The sequence below is a fragment of the Streptomyces sp. NPDC102258 genome (assembly GCF_055584685.1).
Map to the genome: position 1 here is coordinate 35,917 of NZ_JBVJLO010000023.1, position 17,790 is coordinate 53,706.

At 73.2% G+C, this 17,790-nt stretch carries 19 protein-coding genes; 2 read left to right on the plus strand and 17 right to left on the minus strand.

Annotated elements, in window-relative coordinates; genetic code table 11:
- Window positions 1-27 precede the first annotated feature (27 nt).
- Window positions 28-675 carry a ScbR family autoregulator-binding transcription factor gene (locus ACZ6ZT_RS30095; protein ID WP_469723281.1) on the minus strand — a complete coding sequence of 216 codons (648 nt, stop codon included), beginning with the start codon at window positions 673-675 and terminating at the stop codon, window positions 28-30.
- A gap of 456 nt (window positions 676-1,131) precedes the next feature.
- Here ACZ6ZT_RS30095 and ACZ6ZT_RS30100 point away from each other — a divergent pair, with 456 nt between their 5' ends.
- Both ACZ6ZT_RS30100 and ACZ6ZT_RS30105 read left to right on the plus strand, forming a co-directional pair.
- Window positions 1,132-1,671 (plus strand): AfsA-related hotdog domain-containing protein, encoded by a 540-nt coding sequence (locus ACZ6ZT_RS30100; RefSeq protein ID WP_469723282.1) that lies wholly within the window; start codon window positions 1,132-1,134, stop codon window positions 1,669-1,671.
- Between the two features lie 28 nt (window positions 1,672-1,699).
- Complete coding sequence (locus ACZ6ZT_RS30105) at window positions 1,700-2,665, plus strand: NAD-dependent epimerase/dehydratase family protein (protein WP_469723283.1); 966 nt, start codon at window positions 1,700-1,702, stop codon at window positions 2,663-2,665.
- Window positions 2,666-2,678: 13 nt separating this feature from the next.
- Here ACZ6ZT_RS30105 and ACZ6ZT_RS30110 read toward each other — a convergent pair whose 3' ends face one another.
- From ACZ6ZT_RS30110 to ACZ6ZT_RS30185, 16 genes are all read right to left on the minus strand, one after another.
- On the minus strand, window positions 2,679-3,950 hold the full coding sequence (locus tag ACZ6ZT_RS30110) for an MFS transporter (protein ID WP_469723285.1): 1,272 nt from the start codon (window positions 3,948-3,950) through the stop codon (window positions 2,679-2,681).
- Between the two features lie 10 nt (window positions 3,951-3,960).
- The gene (locus ACZ6ZT_RS30115) at window positions 3,961-4,137 is read right to left on the minus strand and encodes a hypothetical protein (protein WP_469723286.1); all 177 of its coding nucleotides are present in this window, start codon (window positions 4,135-4,137) and stop codon (window positions 3,961-3,963) included.
- The gene (locus ACZ6ZT_RS30120; RefSeq protein ID WP_469723287.1) at window positions 4,134-5,108 is read right to left on the minus strand and encodes an alpha/beta hydrolase; all 975 of its coding nucleotides are present in this window, start codon (window positions 5,106-5,108) and stop codon (window positions 4,134-4,136) included. The genes ACZ6ZT_RS30115 and ACZ6ZT_RS30120 overlap by 4 nt, the downstream gene beginning before the upstream one ends.
- Window positions 5,109-5,338: 230 nt before the next feature.
- Window positions 5,339-5,935, minus strand: coding sequence for a nuclear transport factor 2 family protein (locus ACZ6ZT_RS30125; RefSeq protein ID WP_469723288.1), 597 nt, complete (start codon window positions 5,933-5,935; stop codon window positions 5,339-5,341).
- Entirely contained in the window at window positions 5,932-6,168 is a 237-nt protein-coding gene (locus ACZ6ZT_RS30130; RefSeq protein ID WP_469723289.1) for an acyl-CoA carboxylase subunit epsilon, read from the minus strand. The genes ACZ6ZT_RS30125 and ACZ6ZT_RS30130 overlap by 4 nt, the downstream gene beginning before the upstream one ends.
- The gene (locus tag ACZ6ZT_RS30135) at window positions 6,165-7,103 is read right to left on the minus strand and encodes a hypothetical protein (RefSeq protein WP_469723291.1); all 939 of its coding nucleotides are present in this window, start codon (window positions 7,101-7,103) and stop codon (window positions 6,165-6,167) included. The genes ACZ6ZT_RS30130 and ACZ6ZT_RS30135 overlap by 4 nt, the downstream gene beginning before the upstream one ends.
- A 113-nt stretch (window positions 7,104-7,216) precedes the next feature.
- Window positions 7,217-7,885: a DsbA family oxidoreductase gene (locus ACZ6ZT_RS30140; protein ID WP_469723292.1), complete on the minus strand. Its 669-nt coding sequence runs from the start codon at window positions 7,883-7,885 to the stop codon at window positions 7,217-7,219.
- Window positions 7,886-7,899: 14 nt separating this feature from the next.
- A complete protein-coding gene (locus ACZ6ZT_RS30145; protein ID WP_469723293.1) occupies window positions 7,900-9,639 on the minus strand; it encodes an MFS transporter in 1,740 nt (579 codons plus the stop codon).
- Window positions 9,640-9,695: 56 nt separating this feature from the next.
- Entirely contained in the window at window positions 9,696-10,523 is an 828-nt protein-coding gene (locus ACZ6ZT_RS30150) for a methyltransferase domain-containing protein (RefSeq protein ID WP_469723294.1), read from the minus strand.
- Window positions 10,520-11,224, minus strand: a complete 705-nt coding sequence (locus ACZ6ZT_RS30155) for a putative quinol monooxygenase (RefSeq protein ID WP_469723296.1) — start codon at window positions 11,222-11,224, stop codon at window positions 10,520-10,522. Before ACZ6ZT_RS30155 ends, ACZ6ZT_RS30150 begins: the two co-directional genes overlap by 4 nt.
- Window positions 11,225-11,294: 70 nt before the next feature.
- Complete coding sequence (locus tag ACZ6ZT_RS30160; protein WP_469723297.1) at window positions 11,295-12,167, minus strand: NAD(P)H-binding protein; 873 nt, start codon at window positions 12,165-12,167, stop codon at window positions 11,295-11,297.
- A 47-nt stretch (window positions 12,168-12,214) separates the two neighbouring features.
- Window positions 12,215-13,780, minus strand: coding sequence for an acyl-CoA carboxylase subunit beta (locus ACZ6ZT_RS30165; RefSeq protein WP_469723298.1), 1,566 nt, complete (start codon window positions 13,778-13,780; stop codon window positions 12,215-12,217).
- 34 nt (window positions 13,781-13,814) lie between these two features.
- The gene (locus ACZ6ZT_RS30170) at window positions 13,815-14,780 is read right to left on the minus strand and encodes an ACP S-malonyltransferase (RefSeq protein WP_469723299.1); all 966 of its coding nucleotides are present in this window, start codon (window positions 14,778-14,780) and stop codon (window positions 13,815-13,817) included.
- Window positions 14,777-15,625, minus strand: coding sequence for a 4'-phosphopantetheinyl transferase family protein (locus tag ACZ6ZT_RS30175; RefSeq protein WP_469723300.1), 849 nt, complete (start codon window positions 15,623-15,625; stop codon window positions 14,777-14,779). The genes ACZ6ZT_RS30170 and ACZ6ZT_RS30175 overlap by 4 nt, the downstream gene beginning before the upstream one ends.
- Before the next feature lie 88 nt (window positions 15,626-15,713).
- Window positions 15,714-16,298, minus strand: coding sequence for an NADPH-dependent FMN reductase (locus ACZ6ZT_RS30180; protein WP_469723301.1), 585 nt, complete (start codon window positions 16,296-16,298; stop codon window positions 15,714-15,716).
- A gap of 38 nt (window positions 16,299-16,336) precedes the next feature.
- Window positions 16,337-17,743 (minus strand): MFS transporter, encoded by a 1,407-nt coding sequence (locus tag ACZ6ZT_RS30185; protein WP_469723303.1) that lies wholly within the window; start codon window positions 17,741-17,743, stop codon window positions 16,337-16,339.
- Between the last annotated feature and the right edge of the window lie 47 nt (window positions 17,744-17,790).

A 17,790-nucleotide genomic window follows, 5' to 3' on the forward strand; every position in this document is an offset into this window, starting at 1 on the left:
CAGACCTGTTGGTATGCTCTACATTACCTAGGCGGCGGATACCTCGCCGTCGGCGCCCTCCGGGTCCGTCTCCGGGGGCGGGGTGACGTGGAGCCGGCCGAGGACTCCGGGCGTGGCGAGGCCCGGCAGCAGGAACTTCCAGAGGACGGAGACGCGTGCGGGCAGGTCACGGCGGTTGCTGTAGACCTGGGACATGATCTGGAGCCCGGTGAAGGCGCCGACGATCAGCGAGGTCGCCTCCTGCAGATCCACGCCGGGCAGCACCTCGCCCTGGTCCGAGGCCTGTTCCAGCAGTCCGAGGATGGCCGTACTGGACATGTTGTACGGAGTCTGGGCCGGGCGGGAGAAGGAGGTCTGCTCGACCGCCAGCCGTACGCTCGCCCGCAGGACGGGATCGCTGCGCAGGCGGCGCGCGAAGTCCATCGTGAGGTCGATGGCCGCCTGGAGCTTGACCGGGTTGTCGGGCACCTCCAGGGCCTCGCTCTGCAGGGCCACCAGGGCGGCCGCGATCGCCTCCTTGGACGGGAAGTGGTGGTACAGGGCCCCCCTGGTCAGACCCGTGCGGGCCAGGATCTCGGTGGTGCTGGCAGCGTCGTAGCCCCGCTCGTCGAAGACCTGCGCGGCGGCCTCCAGGATCGATCGCTTCGACCGGACGCCTCGTTCTTGCAGTGCCATGTCCACCCTCTCTGAATCAGTCATATTGATCTTTGAAATTAACCGACCTGTCGGTATCTTACTACCCGTCGGGGGATGCGGTCTTTAAGACACCTGCCTCCTGGCCCTGGCCTCACGAGAAACGGGAGTCTCCTATGCCGTCCTTCACCTCGAAGTACTCGTCCAGGCACGCCTGCGTATTAACGGCAGACTCCCGTCCCGTCCGCTCCGCCGGGACCGCGACCCTCTCCCGTCTCACCACCACGGTCCCGCGGGAGTTCGTACACCGCTCGGCCGTGTCGGAGGTGCTGCTCACGGAGTGGGAGCCGGATCCGGACGGATGGACCAGTTCCTGATGTGGGACATGTCCGTCGCCTTGACATCCGAGGCGCTCGTGGTGGGCCCCACCGCTACCGAGGTCGAACGCCGCACGGTCTGCAGCGACGTGTGGTCCGCAGGGGCGGCAAGCTCGTGAGCATGCGGTACGAAGTCACGGTCTGGCGGGACGGCGTCCCGCTCGCGACGGCCGGCGCGGGCTGCAACTGCACAGCCCCGGCCGTTCACCGGCGGCTGCGCGCCGGCCGGCCCACCACGACCACCCAGGCACCACCGCCCGGGATCCCTCCCGCCGAGGTCGGCCGGATCGATCCGCGCGACGTCGTGCTCGCCGCCCTGCCCGGCATGGGCGGGGCCGGCGGGACGGCTCGCCAGTGGCAGCTGCGCATCGACACCGAGCACCCGATCCTCTTCGACCACCCGGTCGGCCACGCCCCCGGCATGGTGCTCCCGGAGGCGGCCCGGCAGGCCGCCCGCGCCGTCACCGGACTGCCCGACGCGATCGCCATGAGCCTCGACAGCGCGTTCGCGCGCTACGCAGAGCTCGACTCCCCCTGCTTGTTCGAGGCCGTTGCCGGCGAGGCCGACGCGGCCGGTGACGTCCCGGTCCGGGTGCGCGGCACGCAGGCGGCCGAGACGGTGTTCACGGCCGACATCGTCCTGCGGCCCACCGGCAACTGATCCCATCGCGCGACCTGGAGGTCTCCGCTTGACCACGATCATGATCACCGGAGCGGCCGGGTTCGTCGGCCGCCACGTCACCCGCGAGGCGCTGCGGCGGCGCGTCGGCCTGAGGCTGATGTCCCATCGCAGTCCGCTGCACGTCGCCGGGGTCCCCGCGGGCACCCCGGCCGCCGACGGGCTCGGCGCGGCCCCGGTCGTCGTCCGGGCCGACCTCACCGACCCCGCGTCGCTGCGCGGGGTGTGCGACGGGGTCGACGTACTGGTGCACTGCGCTGCGCAGATCGGCGGGAATGCGCAACGGTGCGATGCCGTCAACGCCCGTGGCACCGCCGCCCTGGTCGAAGAGGCCCGGCGGGCCGGGGTGTCGCGCGTCGTCCACCTCAGCACCGCCTCCGTCTACGGCCGCGGAACCTTCCGCGGGCAGCGCCCCGAGGAGCTCGACCGGCGTCCCGGGTCGCCGACCTCGGCAAGCCGGGCCGCCGCCGAGGACGCCGTGCTGGCCGCGGGCGGCACCGTACTGCGTCCCCACCTCGTCTACGGGGAGGGGGACTCCTGGGTCGTACCCGGGCTGGCCCGGCTCCTGCGCGCCCTGCCCGGCACCGTGGAGGGCTGGTCCGCCCGTACGTCCGTGATCGCCGTGTCGGACCTGGCCCGCGCCCTGGTGGCCGCCGCCCTCGCCCCCGCCGGGACTGCGATCGCCCCCGTCTACCACGCGGCCCACCCCCGGCCGGTCGTCTGGGAGGAGCTGCTGCGCACGGTGGCCGACTGTTCCGGGCTCGCATGGCCCCGGCTCGACCTCACCGCCCGGCAGGCGCACGCGCTGCTGGCGGAGCACGGGCGCCCGAGCCGGGAACTGGACCTGCTCACCACCGACCACTGGTTCGACGGCGCGCCGCTCTGGGCCGACCTCGGGTGCGATCCCGACCCCGGATTCTCGGGGCACGCCGCAGACTTCGTACGGTGGTACGCGCAGGAGCGGCGGGCCGCCTGAACCGGACCCGCCGCTACGGAGCGAGCGAGTCCGACGGCTCCGGGGCGCCGGCCGGGGCGTACCTCTTGCGCCGGCCCGTCCCGCGCAGGTGCAGGCCGAGGACCAGCAGTGCGGCCAGGACGGTGGCGGCCCCGCCGGCCAGCAGCCCGGAGCGAGCCCCGAACCGTTCGCTGAGCCAGCCGATCAGGAGGGCTCCGAAGGGGGTCGTGCCCTGGAACACCAGGGTGTAGAGGGCCATCACCCGCCCCCGGTAGGCGGCGTCGGAGCCGAACTGGATCCGGTGGTTGGCCGCCTGGGCGAAGGAGATCGAGCCGAACCCGGTGAGGAACAGCAGGACGGCGGCGACGGCGAACGTCGGCGCCAGGCCGGCCAGTACCTCCAGCACCCCGAACCCGAGGGCCGCCCGGATGACCAGGCTCTGCGAAGGCCTGCCGCGCCGCCCGGTCGTGGCGAAGGCGGCGACGAGCGAGCCGGCCGCCATCGACGTGGTGAGCAGCCCGAACGAGGCGGCGTCGGCGTGGAAGACGGTCTTGGCGAACAGCGGCAGGGTGAGCTGGAAGTTGAAGCCGAGCATGCCGATCACCGCCACCAGGAGCATGGGCAGCAGCAGGTCGGGCCGCGAGGCCATGTACCGGATCCCGTCCACGGCGCGGGCCCGCTCCGGCCGGCTCCGCGCGCCCCGGTGCAGTTCGGCGGGCCGGATCAGCCGCAGCCCGGCCACCGTCGCCAGGTAGCTCACGGCGTTGACCAGCATCACCGTCCCGGTGCCCAGCCAGCCGATCAGCAGGCCGGCCAGGGCGGGGCCGACCACCCGCGCCGCGTTGAAGTACGCCGCGCTCAGCGCCGAGGCGTTGGGCAGCAGGTCGGGGCCGACCAGCTCGGTCACGAAGGACATCCGGGTCGGTACCTCGACCGCGTTGACGATGCCGAGGCAGAGGGCGAACAGGAACACGTGCCACAGCCGCACCGACCCCGTCAGCACGAGCCCGGCAAGGAGCAGCGCGAGGATCCCCGAGGCAGCGTTCGTCCCGGTCAGCAGCCTGCGTTTGTCGTACCGGTCGGCGAGGACGCCGGCGTGCAGCGTGAGCAGCAGCAGGGGTGCGAACTGCAGGGCCGTCACCACGCCCAGGGCGGTCGCCGAGTCGCCGGTCAGGGACAGCACCAGCCAGTCCTGGGCGACGACCATCATCCAGGTGCCGGTGACGGAGGCCAGCTGGCCTCCGGCGAACAGCCTGAAGTTGCGGACCGTCAGGGACTGGAAGCCGCGGGCGAGAACGTGCTTCATCGGGTCCTCGTCAGTCGGTGCCGCGGAAGATGTGGTGGTCGGGGGCCTCGCGCTGCTCGCCGGCCAGCAGGGCGGGCCGTAGGGGGCGGTCCGTACGGGCGGGGTGTTCCGTACGGGCGCTGGTGCGCTCGATGGCGGTGCGCTCGGTGGCGACCGTCTTGGGCCGGTCCAGGAGGTCGTGGCTCATGCTTCTCTCCTCGGGTGGGAGGGGACGGTGGGTTCCGCCGGGCCGGTGGCCGGCCGGCCCGGACGGCGCGGCGCCACCGGCCGCGCCCCGGCCGGTGCGGCGTCCATGGCCAGCAGGTTCTCCTCCAGGAAGCCGAGTGCCCGCAGGTGGTAGGTACGGGCGGCCCAGCCTAGGCTGATGTTGTGCCCGGCGTCGGGCAGCTCCTCCACGCGCACCGTCCGGGCGGCCGTGAGCGGGGCGGTGAGCGCGGTGACCGACGCCTCGTCGAAGCGCCACCACTGCTCCTGCTCCGCGAAGGTGAACCGGACGGGCACCCGTATCCGGGGTGCCAGGGTGGGGTACAGCTCCGGCCACAGTGGCCCCTCCCGCGCTTCGGTGGCCGGCACCGGGGACACCAGGGCGCGGCCCATCCGGAAGGCGTCCGGCGGGTACAGCCGCAGGGCTCCCCAGTGCCGGCGCCAGTCGCCGTGACCGTCCTGGCCGGGCAGCTGGTGCGGGGCTACGGCGAGCGTGCTGCCGAGTCCGGAGATGTCCAGGCCCAGCAGCCGGTCGGAGCGCTCGTCGGCGGCCGCGGCCAGTGCGAGCTTTCCGCCGTTCGAGTGGGCCACGAGGAAGAAGCCCGCGCCGATGGTCCGGGTGGCGGAGAAGTCGGCGAGCGCGGCGAGCAGGGTTCCCGCCTGGTCCGGCAGGCACTGCCCTTCGGGCAGGTGGGGGGCCGAGGTGCCGTATCCGGGGCGGTCCACGGCGAGCACGGTGTAGCCGAGTTCCGCCCCGAGCGCGAGCAGGGACAGGCCCGGCCGGGCCCGGCTGTCGAAGTAGCCGGCGCTCATCCCGCCGCCGTGGACGGCCACCACGACGGCGCGCGGTGGCTGGGAAGGGGGCTCCGCGAGCAGGGCCGAGACCGGGATCCCTCCCGCGTCGAGCGTGACGGCACGAACCTCCGGAGCGCCTGGGCGCATCGGCTCTGACATGTGATCAGTACTCCTGGCGGGACAGAGGGGCCCCGGCGGCCCGTGCGGCCGGTGTTCGGCGCGGGCTCCCGGCTGACGGGGCGGCGGAGGCTCGCGGGGCGGGCTCCGCCGCCGGCTCGGTGGGCCGTAGGGGCCGGGCCGGCCGCGCGGGCCGCAGCGACCAGGCGATCCGGCGGCCCAGCAGCGTGCGGATGGGCAGGTGGGTGGAGGGGTGTGTGGGGTGCACGGGCTCAGAACTCCGCATCCGCCATCGACGCCAGCCGCTGCCCCCGGGACCACACGACCCGGAAGGCGATCCGGTCGAAGCGCCAGCCGGCCGGTGTACGCACGGCGCGGGCGTCGTAGTAGCCGCCGACGTCGAACGGTGCCTGCGGGTGCGCTCCGCCGACGTGTACGTGCGTGGCCAGCTGGTGCACCCGTAGCGTCGCCCGGTCCCCGTCGAGGGTGATCTCGGTGGTGGCGCCGATGTGGTGCGTACGGTCCCACTTGCCGTGGGCTCCGCGCAGGAACCCTGCGAAGCCCGCCACCCCTTCGAGGGTCCCGATCGGGAAGTCCAGCCGGGCGTCCTCGGTGAGCACCGTGCGGAACCAGTCGTCGTCGTGGCCCCGCTCGCGGACGGTGTCCAGGGCGATGACGTAGCGCTCGAACAGTTCCCGGAGCTCCAGCCGGTCGGTGACGGCCAGCAATTGGGCGCGGAGCCGGTCGACCTCGGCGGCCAAATCCCGGGCGGGGGCTCCCGCGGGGTGCCGCGCGGGCTCGCCGGCCGGGAGGTGGTGGCGCTCCGCGGCCGGCGTCCGGCCGGGTGTCCGGGCCGGTGTCCGGGTCATGTCGCCGCTCCGGCGCCGTAGGCCGGACCGCCCGCGCGCCAGCCCGGCGCGGTGGGGTGACCCGCACGGCGCTCGCGGCGCCGCCAGCGCACGGGGGGCCCGCCCGGGGCGTGACCGCTCTCGGCCTCCGGCAGTCCGGCGGCGCGGGCGAGCAGGACCACCGTCAGTGCGGCCAGTTCGTCGGGGTCGGCGGACCCCTTCTCTATCCGTATGAACGCGTCGGCGGAGTTCACTTGACCTCGAATATCTTCCAGTGGCCGCGCTTGATGAAGATCGTGCCCTCCTTGGCGTCGACGAAGAAGTCGACGACCGCGTAGCGGCCCGGCTGGAACGAGAGTTCCAGCAGCGAGCTCCGGCCCGAGTTCATCGGCAGTCCGCCCGTGCCCTGTTCCAGGTCGAGCGCGCCGGAGTGGTCGGGGAACTGGCCGCTGTCGCCGAACTCGGCGATGTACGCCTTGAGGTCGTCCTCGGTGACGTCGTCCGCCAGGCGGAAGAAGATCGCCTCGATGTTCTGGTCCTGCGGCATGGCGTTGCGGAACAGGACGGGCCTGCCTGCCCGGACGGTGCCGTCGAGGTCCCAACGCGGCTGGCCGTCGACCATGCTGCCGGTGAGGACCGCGGAGGGGACGGGGGCGGGGCCGGTGCTGCGGCGGCCGGACACCTCGATGGTGCCGTGGCGCGGGTTCGCGTCGCGGATGCTCTGGTAGTCGAAGTACCAGTACGTGCCCGCCTCCAGGGTCTGGGTGAAGGAGGCCGGCAGGTTCGGGTGGATCACCGTGCCGCCGGTGATCTCGGCGCGTTCGCGCAGCTCGGCGCTGCCCTGGATGATGTCCGGGCCCGTGTGGTTGATGATCTTCAGCAGGGAGGAGCGGAACTCCTCGAAGGTGACGCCCGGCTTCGGGCGGACCAGCGAGACCCAGCCCGAGCGGGGGTCGGTGGTGGTCACCCGGAACGTGGTCACGCCCGGTCGGGCGGTGGCGGGTACGGACACTCCGGCCTCGGAGGACTTGATCTCCAGTACCTGGGTCGCGGCCGGCGCGGCGGCCGCGACCTCGGGCTGTGGCGCGGGCTCGGCCACGGCCGGGGTGAGTCCGGTGGCGGCGGTCAGTGCGAGCAGCACAGCGGCGGCCACGGCGCCCCGGAGCAGGTGAGGGGTCTTCGTGCGCATGGGTTCTCCAGACTGACTGGTGACTGGTGACTGGCGGTGCGGAACACGGGGACGGGCGGGAACGGGGCCCGGACCGGATCGGGCCCGAGCCCCGGTGGGCCGGGGAGGCCCGCTCAGCGGGTGGCGGCCCGGAGGGCTTCGAAGGCGTGGAGGAAGGTGTCCTCGGGCATCGCCCCGGTCAGCACCTGCGCGTCCTGGAAGCGGAACACCGGCACCGAGTGGATGCCGAGGCCCCGGACGCGGGCCAGGTCGGCGTCGAGCGCTCCCGCTTCCGGGAGGTCGGCCCGTACACCGGTTTCGGCCGCCAGCCGGTCGAGTACGGCGCGGTCGCCGATGTTCAGACCGTCCGTCAGGTAGGCCCTGAACAGGCGTTCGGCCATGGCCTCGCCCCGGCCCTGGGCGGCGGCCGCGGCGAGCAGCCGGTGTGCCTCGAAGGTGTTGACGTGGACGGCCCGCGCGAAGTCCAGTACCAGGCCGTCGGCCGCCCCCGTCGCGGCCATCGAGGAGGTGGCCCGCGCGGCCCGCTCCGCGGTGCCGAAGAAGCCGAGGTGGACCTCCGACAGCGGTCGGCCTTCCGCCGGGGCGTCGGGCGACACCTGGAAGGGGAGGAAAACCACGTCCACCCGGCCGCCCGTCTCGCGGTGCCGGCGGGCGGCCCGTGCGAAGCGGGTGTAGCCGATGTACGAGTGGACGCAGGTCAGGTCGAGCGCGATCTCGACGCGCACGGCGGGCTCGGTGTCGCTCGGGTCGGTGTGCCCGGTGGTGTGTTCGGCGGCACTCATGGCGGGCCGTCCTTTCAGCTGGTGTCGGGCTCGGTGTTGACGGGTTCGACGGCCCGCACGGTCAGCCGGGTGAAGCGCCAGCCCTCGGCCGTGCGCAGCGCCTCGGCCTCGTAGTGGCCGATGACGTCGAGTTCGGTGTCCGGGGCGTCGGCTCCCGGGGTGTGGGTGACGATCTGGTGCACCCGTACGAGGGCCCGGTCCTGGTCCACGAAGTCGATGCCGTACTCGGCGTTGACCTCCCGGACCGCGCCCCAGTAGCGGCGCGCCTCCTCGTGGAAGGTGTCCAGGCCCTCGGCGCCGCGCTCCGTGCCGTCGGGGTAGCCGATGCGGACCTCCGGTACGAAGACGTCGCGGTGGCGCTCGGCGGCCGAGCGGGTGTCGTCGCCGGGGCGTCCGGTCCGGACGGCCGACTCCAGCGCGAGCAGGTGCCGGTCGACCAGTTCCTGGACCTCGTACCGCTCGGCGGCCTTGCGGGCACGGCGGTCCGAGGCGGAGTCGGCGGCCGGGTCGGCCCCCGGTGCGACGGGTGCACCCGCTGCGCCCGTGGTGCCGGCCGCGGCCCGCTTTCCGGCGGCGACGCGGCGGCCGCCCAGGTAGTAGGCCACCGCTACGAGCAGGGCCGCGCCCGCGACGACGGCGAAGGTCGGCTGGATGCCGAGGGAGGAGACGAGCGGCTGGGTCAGGATCGGGGCCAGGAACTGACCGAGGAACAGCGCGGTGGTCAGCAGGCCCGCGTACCGGGCCCGGACCTGGGCGGGCGCCTCGGCGAGGACCCAGTTGTTGAGGTTCGGCATCAGGAAGCCCAGGCCGGTGCCCATGATCAGCAGGGCCACGACCAGCACCGCCACGTTGGGAGCGACCGCGAGGACCAGGTAGCCGAGGCCGATGGCGAGGAAGGACAGCGCGGCGAGCGAGTACTCGCCCGCGAGCCGGCGGAAGAACGCGAACCGCATCGCGACCATGCCGGTGGTGAAGGTCTGTACGGCCATCACCGCGCCGGAGACCACCGCGGCGGCCTTGAAGTGGTCCTCGACCAGGAAGGGGACCTGGACGGGGACGGAGTAGAAGGCGACCTGGCCCAGCATCATCGCGGCCAGCGCCGCCAGGATGCCGGCCGGCACCTTCGGCTTGGCCGGGGCCGCGTCCCCCTTCGCCACCGGAGTGGCGGCGGTCCCGCCGCCGCCCTTGGGCAGGAAGAGCAGCGCCGGGATGACCAGCAGGGCGCCCAGCAAGTAGATGAGGAAGACGACGCGCCAGTCAAGTCCCGCCAGGGCGCCGCCGCCGAGGAGCAGGACCACGCCGCCGAAGGAACCCGCGGCCGCCTGCCGGCCCAGCAGGCGCTGCCGGTCGGTGCCCTCGTAGAGGTCCGCGATCATGGCCATGCTGCTGGTCATGATCAGCGAGACGCCGATGCCGAGGACCGCGCGTCCGACCAGCATGCTGATCAGGTCGGGCAGGTACGCGCCGGAGCTGCCGCCGAGGCCGAAGGCGATCATGCCGGTGACGAGCGCGCGCTTGCGGCCGAGCCGGTCCACGACGAGGCCGGCGACGGGTGAGAACAGCACGATGGCCAGCGCGTGCGTGGTGGTGATCATGCGCGCCAGCAGATCGGCGTTGGGGGTGTCCGCGAACGCCTCGCGGATGCCGGGTATCGCGGGCGCCACGGTGGCGCCCGCCATGATGGTCAGGGTGCCGGCCAGCACCAGCGTGGCCGCCTGGCCGCGCCCGGTGGGCCGGGTCGAGGGTGAAGTCATGGTTCCCGTCCTCGGGGAGGGTGGTGTGGTTCGGACCTGCCGGGCGCGCCGGGGCTCTAGTGCCCGGAGTCGTCCGGGGCGCGCCGACCGGAAGCGGAGAACAGCAGCGTCGTGACGTCGCGGGCCGAGGGGTCGTCGAGGTTGGCGACGAAGGCGGCCAGGTCCTCGGCGCTGACCAGGCCGTTCTCGACCAGGCCGGCGCCCTGGAGCTTCATCCGCAGCCGCATCAGCTCATTGTCGACGGCGTGCTGGCCCGGTCCCAGCGGGGTGACCCGGAGGTCGACGGAGGACAGTCCGGCGCGCGCCAGGGTCGCCGGCAGCCGGCGGCCCCAGTGCATGTCGGCCCCGGCGGCCTCCCAGCCCTTGAGGTACGCGCCGACCAGCGAGCGCCCCACCTCGGTCGCGCAGTGCTCGCTCGGCAGGAAGTAGAAGTCCTCCACGACGAGGTGGCCGCCGGGGGCCAGCCACTCGACGGCCCGCCGGAGCACGTCCTCGGGGTGCGCCAGGTGCTCGAAGAACGCCCGCGCGAAGATCAGGTCGAACGAACCGGGCTCGAAGTCGGCCTCGGTCACGTCCAGTTGGCGGACGGTCAGGTTGGGGACCCGGCTGGCGTCGAGCTTGCCGATGTTGGTGTCGACGGCGAGCACCGAGCCCTGGTCGGCGAGCTCGGCGAACCAGTACGCCATCGAGCCGGCGCCCGCGCCGAGTTCGAGGATGCGCCAGTCGCGCGCGATGCCGAGCTCCTCGACGATCGCCCGGCTCTGGGGGTCGTAGATCGTCTCCCACAGCGCGTCGAGGGCGGCTTCGACGGACCGGGCGTCGGTCTCCTGTACGTCCTGCACGTCCTGCACGTCCTGCGCGGTCTCCCGCGTGGTGGCGGTCATCGGGTCGTCTCTTCCTTCGTAGGGATTCGGGGGGCCGCGTCCACCTGGGCCGCGACCGTGCACAGCACGTACTCGGGCGGGGCCACCTCCAGGCGGGCGAGCTCCTCCTGCCCCTCGGAGATGCGCGGGTCCGCCATCCAGGACTGGTAGGCCAGTTCGCTGACCCACATCGGGTAGTTGATGAAGGTGGTCCCGTCCCGGTCGACGTACGGGGTGGCCGAGATGAAGCCGGGGAACTCCCGCTTCCACTCGCCGCTCCCGGCGAGCAGGTCCAGTACCCGGCGGGCCGCCCCGTGGCCGTCCAGGTGCCGGGTGGCGACCACCACGACACCGGGACGTTGCGATTCCGCCGCCTCCGGGCCGCTGACCCCGGTGGCCGGGGCTCCGCAGAAGACCGTGGCCGCGAGGACGCCGGGCCGGGAGCCCAGCGCGTGCAGCACTCCGCCGGCCGGGTTCTCCTGGAACGAGGTGCGGTACGCCGCCTCGCCGGTCCACTCGCCGCGGTTGATCACGGTGAGGCCGTCCGCGCTGAGGTGGACCCGCGAGGAGATGAAGCCCGGGGTGTGCCGGACCCAGCCCTCCACCTCGCCGGTCAGGGTCTTCATCAGCGTGGCGGCGGTCTCCGGCGTGTCCACTCTCAGCACGCCGAAGGTGACGAATCCGGCTTCCGGCCGGGAGGGGATCGGGGGATCCGATGACATGGGACGACTCCGTTGTGGATCAGTGGGGTGCGGAGTGCGGCTGCCGCGGGGGTTCGGCAGCCGCACGGTGCTACGCCTGCGGTCGGAACGCCGCGGCGTGTTCGTGGGCCCAGTCCCGGAACGTGCGGGCCGGGCGGCCGGTGACGTCCTCGACGACCGTCGAGCCGAGCTCCGGTTCCTTGGTGAGCGTGGCGAAGTAGTCCAGGGCGCCGTCGGCGTACGAGGGCGGCCAGCCGGACCCGACCATGGCGGCGCGGGCGTCCTCGTGCTCCACGTCCTGCCAGCCCAGTTCGCGGCCGACGACCTCGCCGATGACGCGGACCTGCTCCTCCTGCGACAGCGCCTCCGGCCCGGTCACCAGGTACTTCTGTCCGCCGTGGCCCGTACCGGCGAGCGCGGCCACGCCGACGGCCGCGAGGTCGCCCTCGTGGACCGAGGTGCGTACGGCGGCCCCGTAGGGGAAGTACACCGTGCCGGTGGAGACGATCTGCGGGGCGAAGCCGAGGGCGTTGGCCTGGAAGCCGGTGGTGCGCAGGAAGGTCCACTCCAGCGTGGTGGCCTCCAGCAGCTCCTCCAGGTAGGCGTGGCAGTTGTTGTCGACGCGCTCCAGGCCGATGTGCACGCCGATCGAGGAGACCAGGACGACCTTGCGGGCCGCCCGCTCGATCTTCCGTACGACGGCGGGCGCGGTGTTCACCGGTGTGGTGAAGAACGGCCACATGAGGAACACGCCGTCGACGCCGTCCAGGGCCGCGTCCAGGCTGTCGGGGTCCCGCAGGTCGCCCTCGTGGAGCTCGGTGCCCTCCGGCAGCCGGCTGATGTTCGGATCGTCCTTCAGGACCAGCGCGCGGACCTTCACTCCCGCCGCCAGCAGCTGGCGCACGGCGTGCGGGCCGACGTTCCCGGTCGCCGCGGTGACCAGGACGGTCTTCTGCTCTGTCATGGGTGCTCTTCCTCGGTGTGCGGTGGGGCGGGGGCGGGGCGGGACGGTCACTGCGGCGGGTTGCCGTGCTTGCGCGACGGCAGGTCGGCGTGCTTCGCCCGGAGCATGTCCAGGGAGCGGATGAGGACCGAGCGGGTCTCGCGGGGGTCGATGACGTCGTCGATGAGGCCGCGTTCGGCCGCGTAGTACGGGTGCATCAGCTCGTTCTTGTACTCGGCGATCCGCTGCTGCCGTACGGCGTCGGGGTCGTCGGCCGCGTTGATCTCGCGGCGGAAGACCACGTTCGCCGCGCCCTCGGCGCCCATCACCGCGATCTCGTTGGTGGGCCAGGCCAGCGCCAGGTCCGCGCCGATGGAGCGGGAGTCCATGACGATGTACGCGCCCCCGTACGCCTTGCGCAGCACGAGCGAGATCCGCGGCACGGTCGCGTTGCAGTACGCGTAGAGCAGCTTCGCCCCGCGCCGGATGATGCCGTTGTGCTCCTGGTCCACGCCGGGCAGGAAGCCGGGGACGTCCACGAGGGTGACCAGCGGGATGTTGAAGGCGTCGCAGAACTGCACGAAGCGGGCCGCCTTCTCGGAGGCCTCGATGTCCAGCACCCCGGCCATGGACGCGGGCTGGTTGGCGACGACGCCGACGACGTGTCCGTCGAGCCGGGTCAGCGCGCAGACGATGTTGGTGGCCCAGGCGGGGTGGACCTCGAAGTACTCGCCGTCGTCCACGACCTCGACGATGACCTTGCGGATGTCGTACGCCTGGCCGGGATCGGCCGGGACCAGGTCGAGCAGCGCGTCCGTGAGCCGGTCGCAGGGGTCGCCGGAACGCTCGACGGGCGACATCTCCCGGTTGTTCGCCGGCAGCAGCGACAGGAGGTAGCGCACGTCCTCGATGCAGTGCTCCTCGTCGTCGTAGGCGAAGTGCGAGACGCCGGAGACCGCGGAGTGGACGTCGGCGCCGCCGAGGCCGTTCTGGGTGATCTCCTCGCCGGTGACGGCCTTGACGACGTCGGGTCCGGTGATGAACATCTGCGAGGTCTCGCGGACCATGAAGACGAAGTCGGTGAGGGCCGGGGAGTACGCGGCTCCGCCCGCACACGGGCCGAGCATCACGGAAATCTGCGGGATCACCCCGGAGGCGCGGGTGTTGCGCTGGAAGATGCCGCCGTAACCGGCCAGCGCGGAGACGCCCTCCTGGATACGGGCGCCCGCGCCGTCGTTCAGGGAGACCAGCGGGGCGCCGGCCGCCTCCGCCAGGTCCATGATCTTGTGGATCTTCTGGGCGTGGGCCTCGCCCAGGGCGCCGCCGAAGACCCGGAAGTCGTGGGCGTAGACGAAGACCGTGCGGCCGTGGACGGAGCCCCAGCCGGTGATCACTCCGTCGCCGTGCGGCTTCTTGTGCTCCAGTCCGAAGCCGCTCGCGCGGTGCCGGCGCAGCGGTTCCACCTCGTTGAACGAGCCCTTGTCCAGGAGCAGCGCGATCCGCTCGTGTGCGGTCAGCTTGCCCTTGGCGTGCTGGCGCTCGGTGGCCGCCTCGTCCGGGCCTCGCCGCGCCCCTTCCTTGATCTCGGTGAGCTCGTCGATCCGGCTCAGGATCGTGGCGTCTGCTGCGGGCATCGTCTTCCTCAATTCTCGTACGTCGGTCGGGTGGTCAGGCGGCGGAGGCGTCGCGCCGGGCGGCGAACGCGGCGACGGTCAGCTCGACCTGGCGGGTGGTCCCGGTGGCCAGCGCGCGCGTGCGGGGCGCGATCCGGCGGCCCAGGGCGGTCAGCACGAGCCCGGGTCCGACCTCCACGAAGTGCGTGGTGCCGCGGGCGGCGAGCAGCCGTACCGTCTCCGTCCACCGCACCGGGCTGGTGAGCTGGGCGCGCAGCGCGACCACGGCTTCGGTGGCGGTGGTCACTTCGGTGCCGGTGACGCTGGAGACCAGCGGGGTCCGCGGGTTGTTGAAGTGGGTGCCGATGAGCGCCTCGGTGAACTCGGCCTCGATGTCGCGGAGCAGGCTCGTGTGGAAGGGGCCGCCGGTCGCGATCTCCTTGACCCGTACCGCTCCCGCCGCGCGGGCCAGGCTGATCAGCCGGTCCACCGCGGCGGCCTCGCCGGACACCGCCGTCTGGCCCGGCTCGTTGTCGCCGGTGACCTCCACGACCCGGCCGGTGTCGCGGGCGGCCTCGGTGCACAGCCAGCGCACCTCGGCGCGGTTCAGGCCGATGACGGCGGCCGTGGCGCTGGGCACCCGGTCGTTCGTGGTGGCGACCAGTTCGCCGCGCAGCCGTACGAGTTCCAGGGCGTCGGTCCAGTGCAGTACGCCGGCGGCGGTCAGCGCCGTGTACTCGCCCAGGCTGTGGCCCGCGACCGCGTCCGCCTCGATGCCCCGGTCGCGGAGGATCGCGTGGGTGATGAGGCTCGTCAGGAACACGGCCGGCTGGGCGATCGCGGGATCGGCCAGCTCGGCGGCGGACCCGTACAGGCACAGCCGCGACAGGGGGACGCCGAGGACGTCGTCGGCGTCCCTGAAGTAGCGGTCGGCGAGCTCCGGCCGGAGGGCGTACAGGTCGCGGCCCATGCCCACGCGCTGTGAGCCCTGGCCCGGGAAGACGAATGCGGTGCGGGTCATGCTCTCGTGCCCTTCTGGTCGTGGGTCGTCATCGGTCGGGGGGCGTGCTCCGACGGGAGGTGGGGCGGGGCGCTCGTCGGCCGGTCCCCGGAGCGCGGGTCGGGGACGCGCAGCCATTCGCGGGACAGCCGGCGTACGTCGACCGTCCGCAAGGCCCCGGCGCGTACGGCCGCCGCGGCGACGTGGCCCGGCCCGCAGGGCACGTCGAGGACGGCCCAGCCGTCCGGGTGCGCGGTCCGGTCCTCGCCGAGGTAGTCCTGGGCCGGGGGCCGCCTCAGGCCCGTGCCGATGCCCTTGAGAAAAGCCTCCTTGCGGGTCCAGATCCGGCCGAACTGCCTGGTCCGGTCCGCGCCGTGGACCCCGTCGATCTCGGCGCGCTCCCAGGGGTGCAGCGAAGGTACGCAGTACTCCACGGCGGCCGGCCGGGGGAGCCGCTCCACGTCCACCCCGACCGGTACGGCCGCGACGCCCACGAGGGCGATCCCGGCGCTGTGCGAGAGCGAGAAGTGCAGGGGCGGCGAGGGGGCCCCGGCCAGGACGGGCCGGCCGTGCTCCTCACCGCAGTCGGAGCAGCTCTCGCGGACGAAGCGCAGGCCCTGCGGGGCGGTGCCGGTGTAGCGGCCGAGCAGTCTGCGGAGCGCGATGTGGGCGGCGGTGTAGAGGAGTCCGTCGTCCGGGCGGACGAAGGCGTCGGCGCGGCGCCGTTCGGCGCCGTCCAGTTCGGAGCGGTCCAGCTCCCCCGCGTCGGCGCCCGGCGGGCTGTGCACCAGCCACAGGTCCAGCCGGCCGGGTTCCACCGTGAACCGCGGTTGGGCCGTGTCCCTTCGACCCGGCGCAGTGGTCATGTCATAACCCCCTTGGGCGGGCCGTGGTCGGGAGGGTGGGAGGGCGGGGGCGGGGGTGCGCCGTGCGGGGCGCACCCCCGTCACCCCGTCAGGCCTGGTACGGGGTCTTGGCGCGGGCCTCGCGGAGCGCCTGGGCCCACCAGCCCAGCTGGTCCAGCAGCACCTTGGCGGCGCCGGCCGGGCCGGTCTCGTCCTTCGGCTTGCCGTCCTCGCCGAACTGGTCCCACGCCATGTGGAAGCTGACCGCGTCGCGGACGGTGACCGCGTGCAGTTCGGCGAAGATCGGGCGCAGCTGCTCGACCGATCGCAGGCCGCCGGCCAGACCGCCGTACGAGACGAAGCCGACCGGCTTGGCGCGCCACTGCGTGTAGTGCCAGTCGATGAGGTGCTTCAGCGAGGCCGGGAAGCTGTGGTTGTACTCCGGCGTCACGACGACGTAGGCGTCGGCCTGCTCCAGGCGCGGCGAGATCTTCGCGAGGATCCCGGCCGCCTCCTCGGACGGGTTGTGCGAGATCGCTGCGGGCAGGTCGTGGTCGGCGAGGTCGATCACGTCGACGATCAGGTCCGTGCGCTCCTTGGCGAGCCCGGCGAACCAGTCGCCGACGACGGGACCGAACCGGCCCTCACGGACACTGCTGTTGATCACTGCAAGCCGCAGAGGCTCGTTCGACATGGTTGTTCCTTTCATGGGTGGAGATGTGGTGTGGGGGATCAGGGGGCGGTGCCGGGCACCGCCCGCCGCGGCCAGAGACCGCGGAGTGCGAGGAGGAAGCCGGCCAGTCCGACGGCCGTGACCAGCAGCAGGGAGCGGCCGGGTCCGGACGGGTAGAGCGCGGCGGCCGCCGCCGTCACCAGGGCCGCGCCGAGTTGGACGGCGGTCTGGTAGAGCCCGCTCGCCGCCGCCTGCCGGCCGTCCGGGACCGCCGCGGTGGCCTGGAGGTGGAAGGCGGTGAAGGCGAGGACGAACGCGGCGCCGACGAGCAGCATCGTGGGCAGGACGTCGGTGGCGTAGGAGAGGTCCGCACGGCCGTCGCGCGGGTACAGGGCGTATCCGAGCGGCGCGGCCGCGGCGCCGGCGGCGATCAGCCGGGCCGGGCCGAACCGGGCCGTGATCCGGCCCGAGTGGAGCGCGGTCAGCACGAGGGGCGCGCTGGCCGGCAGGAAGGCCAGGCCCGTCTCCAACGGGCTCCAGCCAGCCCGCTGTTGCAGGTGCAGCGTGCTTACGAAGAGCAGCCCGAGGTACGAGCCGTTGAGCGCGCCGGCGCCGAGTGCGGAGCGCACCAGCGGCTCCCGCGACAGCAGTTCGAGGTGTACCAGCGGGTGGCCGCCGGTCAGCTCGCGCCGGACGAACACGGTGCCGAGCAGCGCCGCGAGGGCGAAGCCGCCCAGGGTCCGGGGGTCGTTCCATCCGGCACCGGGCACCGACGTGACGGCGTACACCATTGCCAGTACGGCTCCGGTGAGGCTGAGCGCGCTCGCGGTGTTGTAGCCGCCGGACGCCTTCCCGCCGGCCGCGACCGGCACCGGGCCGTCGCGGGGGATCAGCCGCAGCCCGGCGGCGAGCAGCAGCAGCGCCACGGGCGCCGGGAAGGCGAAGGCCCAGCGCCAGCTGGCCTCGGTGAGGGCCCCGGACAGCACGAGTCCGGCGGAGAAGCCGCCCGCGCCGAAGAGAGAGTAGATGGCGACGGCCCGGCCGCGCGCCCGCCCCTCGGGGAAGACGGAGGTGATGATCGCCATCCCGGTGGGGGCGGTCAGCGCGGCGCAGAAGCCCTTCACCACGCGGCTGGCGACCAGTACGTACACGTCGTCCGCGAGGGCTCCGGCGAGCGAGGCCGCCGCGAACACGGCGAGCGCCGCGAGGTAGACGGGCCGGCGGCCCAGCAGCGCGACCAGCCGGCCGCCGAAGAGCAGCAGCCCGCCGAAACCCGCGGCGAACCCGGTCACCACCCACTGCGCCTGGGGTGGGGCCAGGTGCAGGTCGTCGCTGGCGGACGGCAGCGCCACCAGCGCGACCGACACCTCCAGTGCGTCGAGGAGCATGTTGCCCGCCAGGACGAACAGCAGGCCCCAGAGGCCGAGAAGCCCTGGTTTCGGTGTCGTGGTCGAGACGGATGTCATGGTCCTCGTCCTGGTTCTGGTCTGGTCCGGGTGGGGAGGGGGGCCGC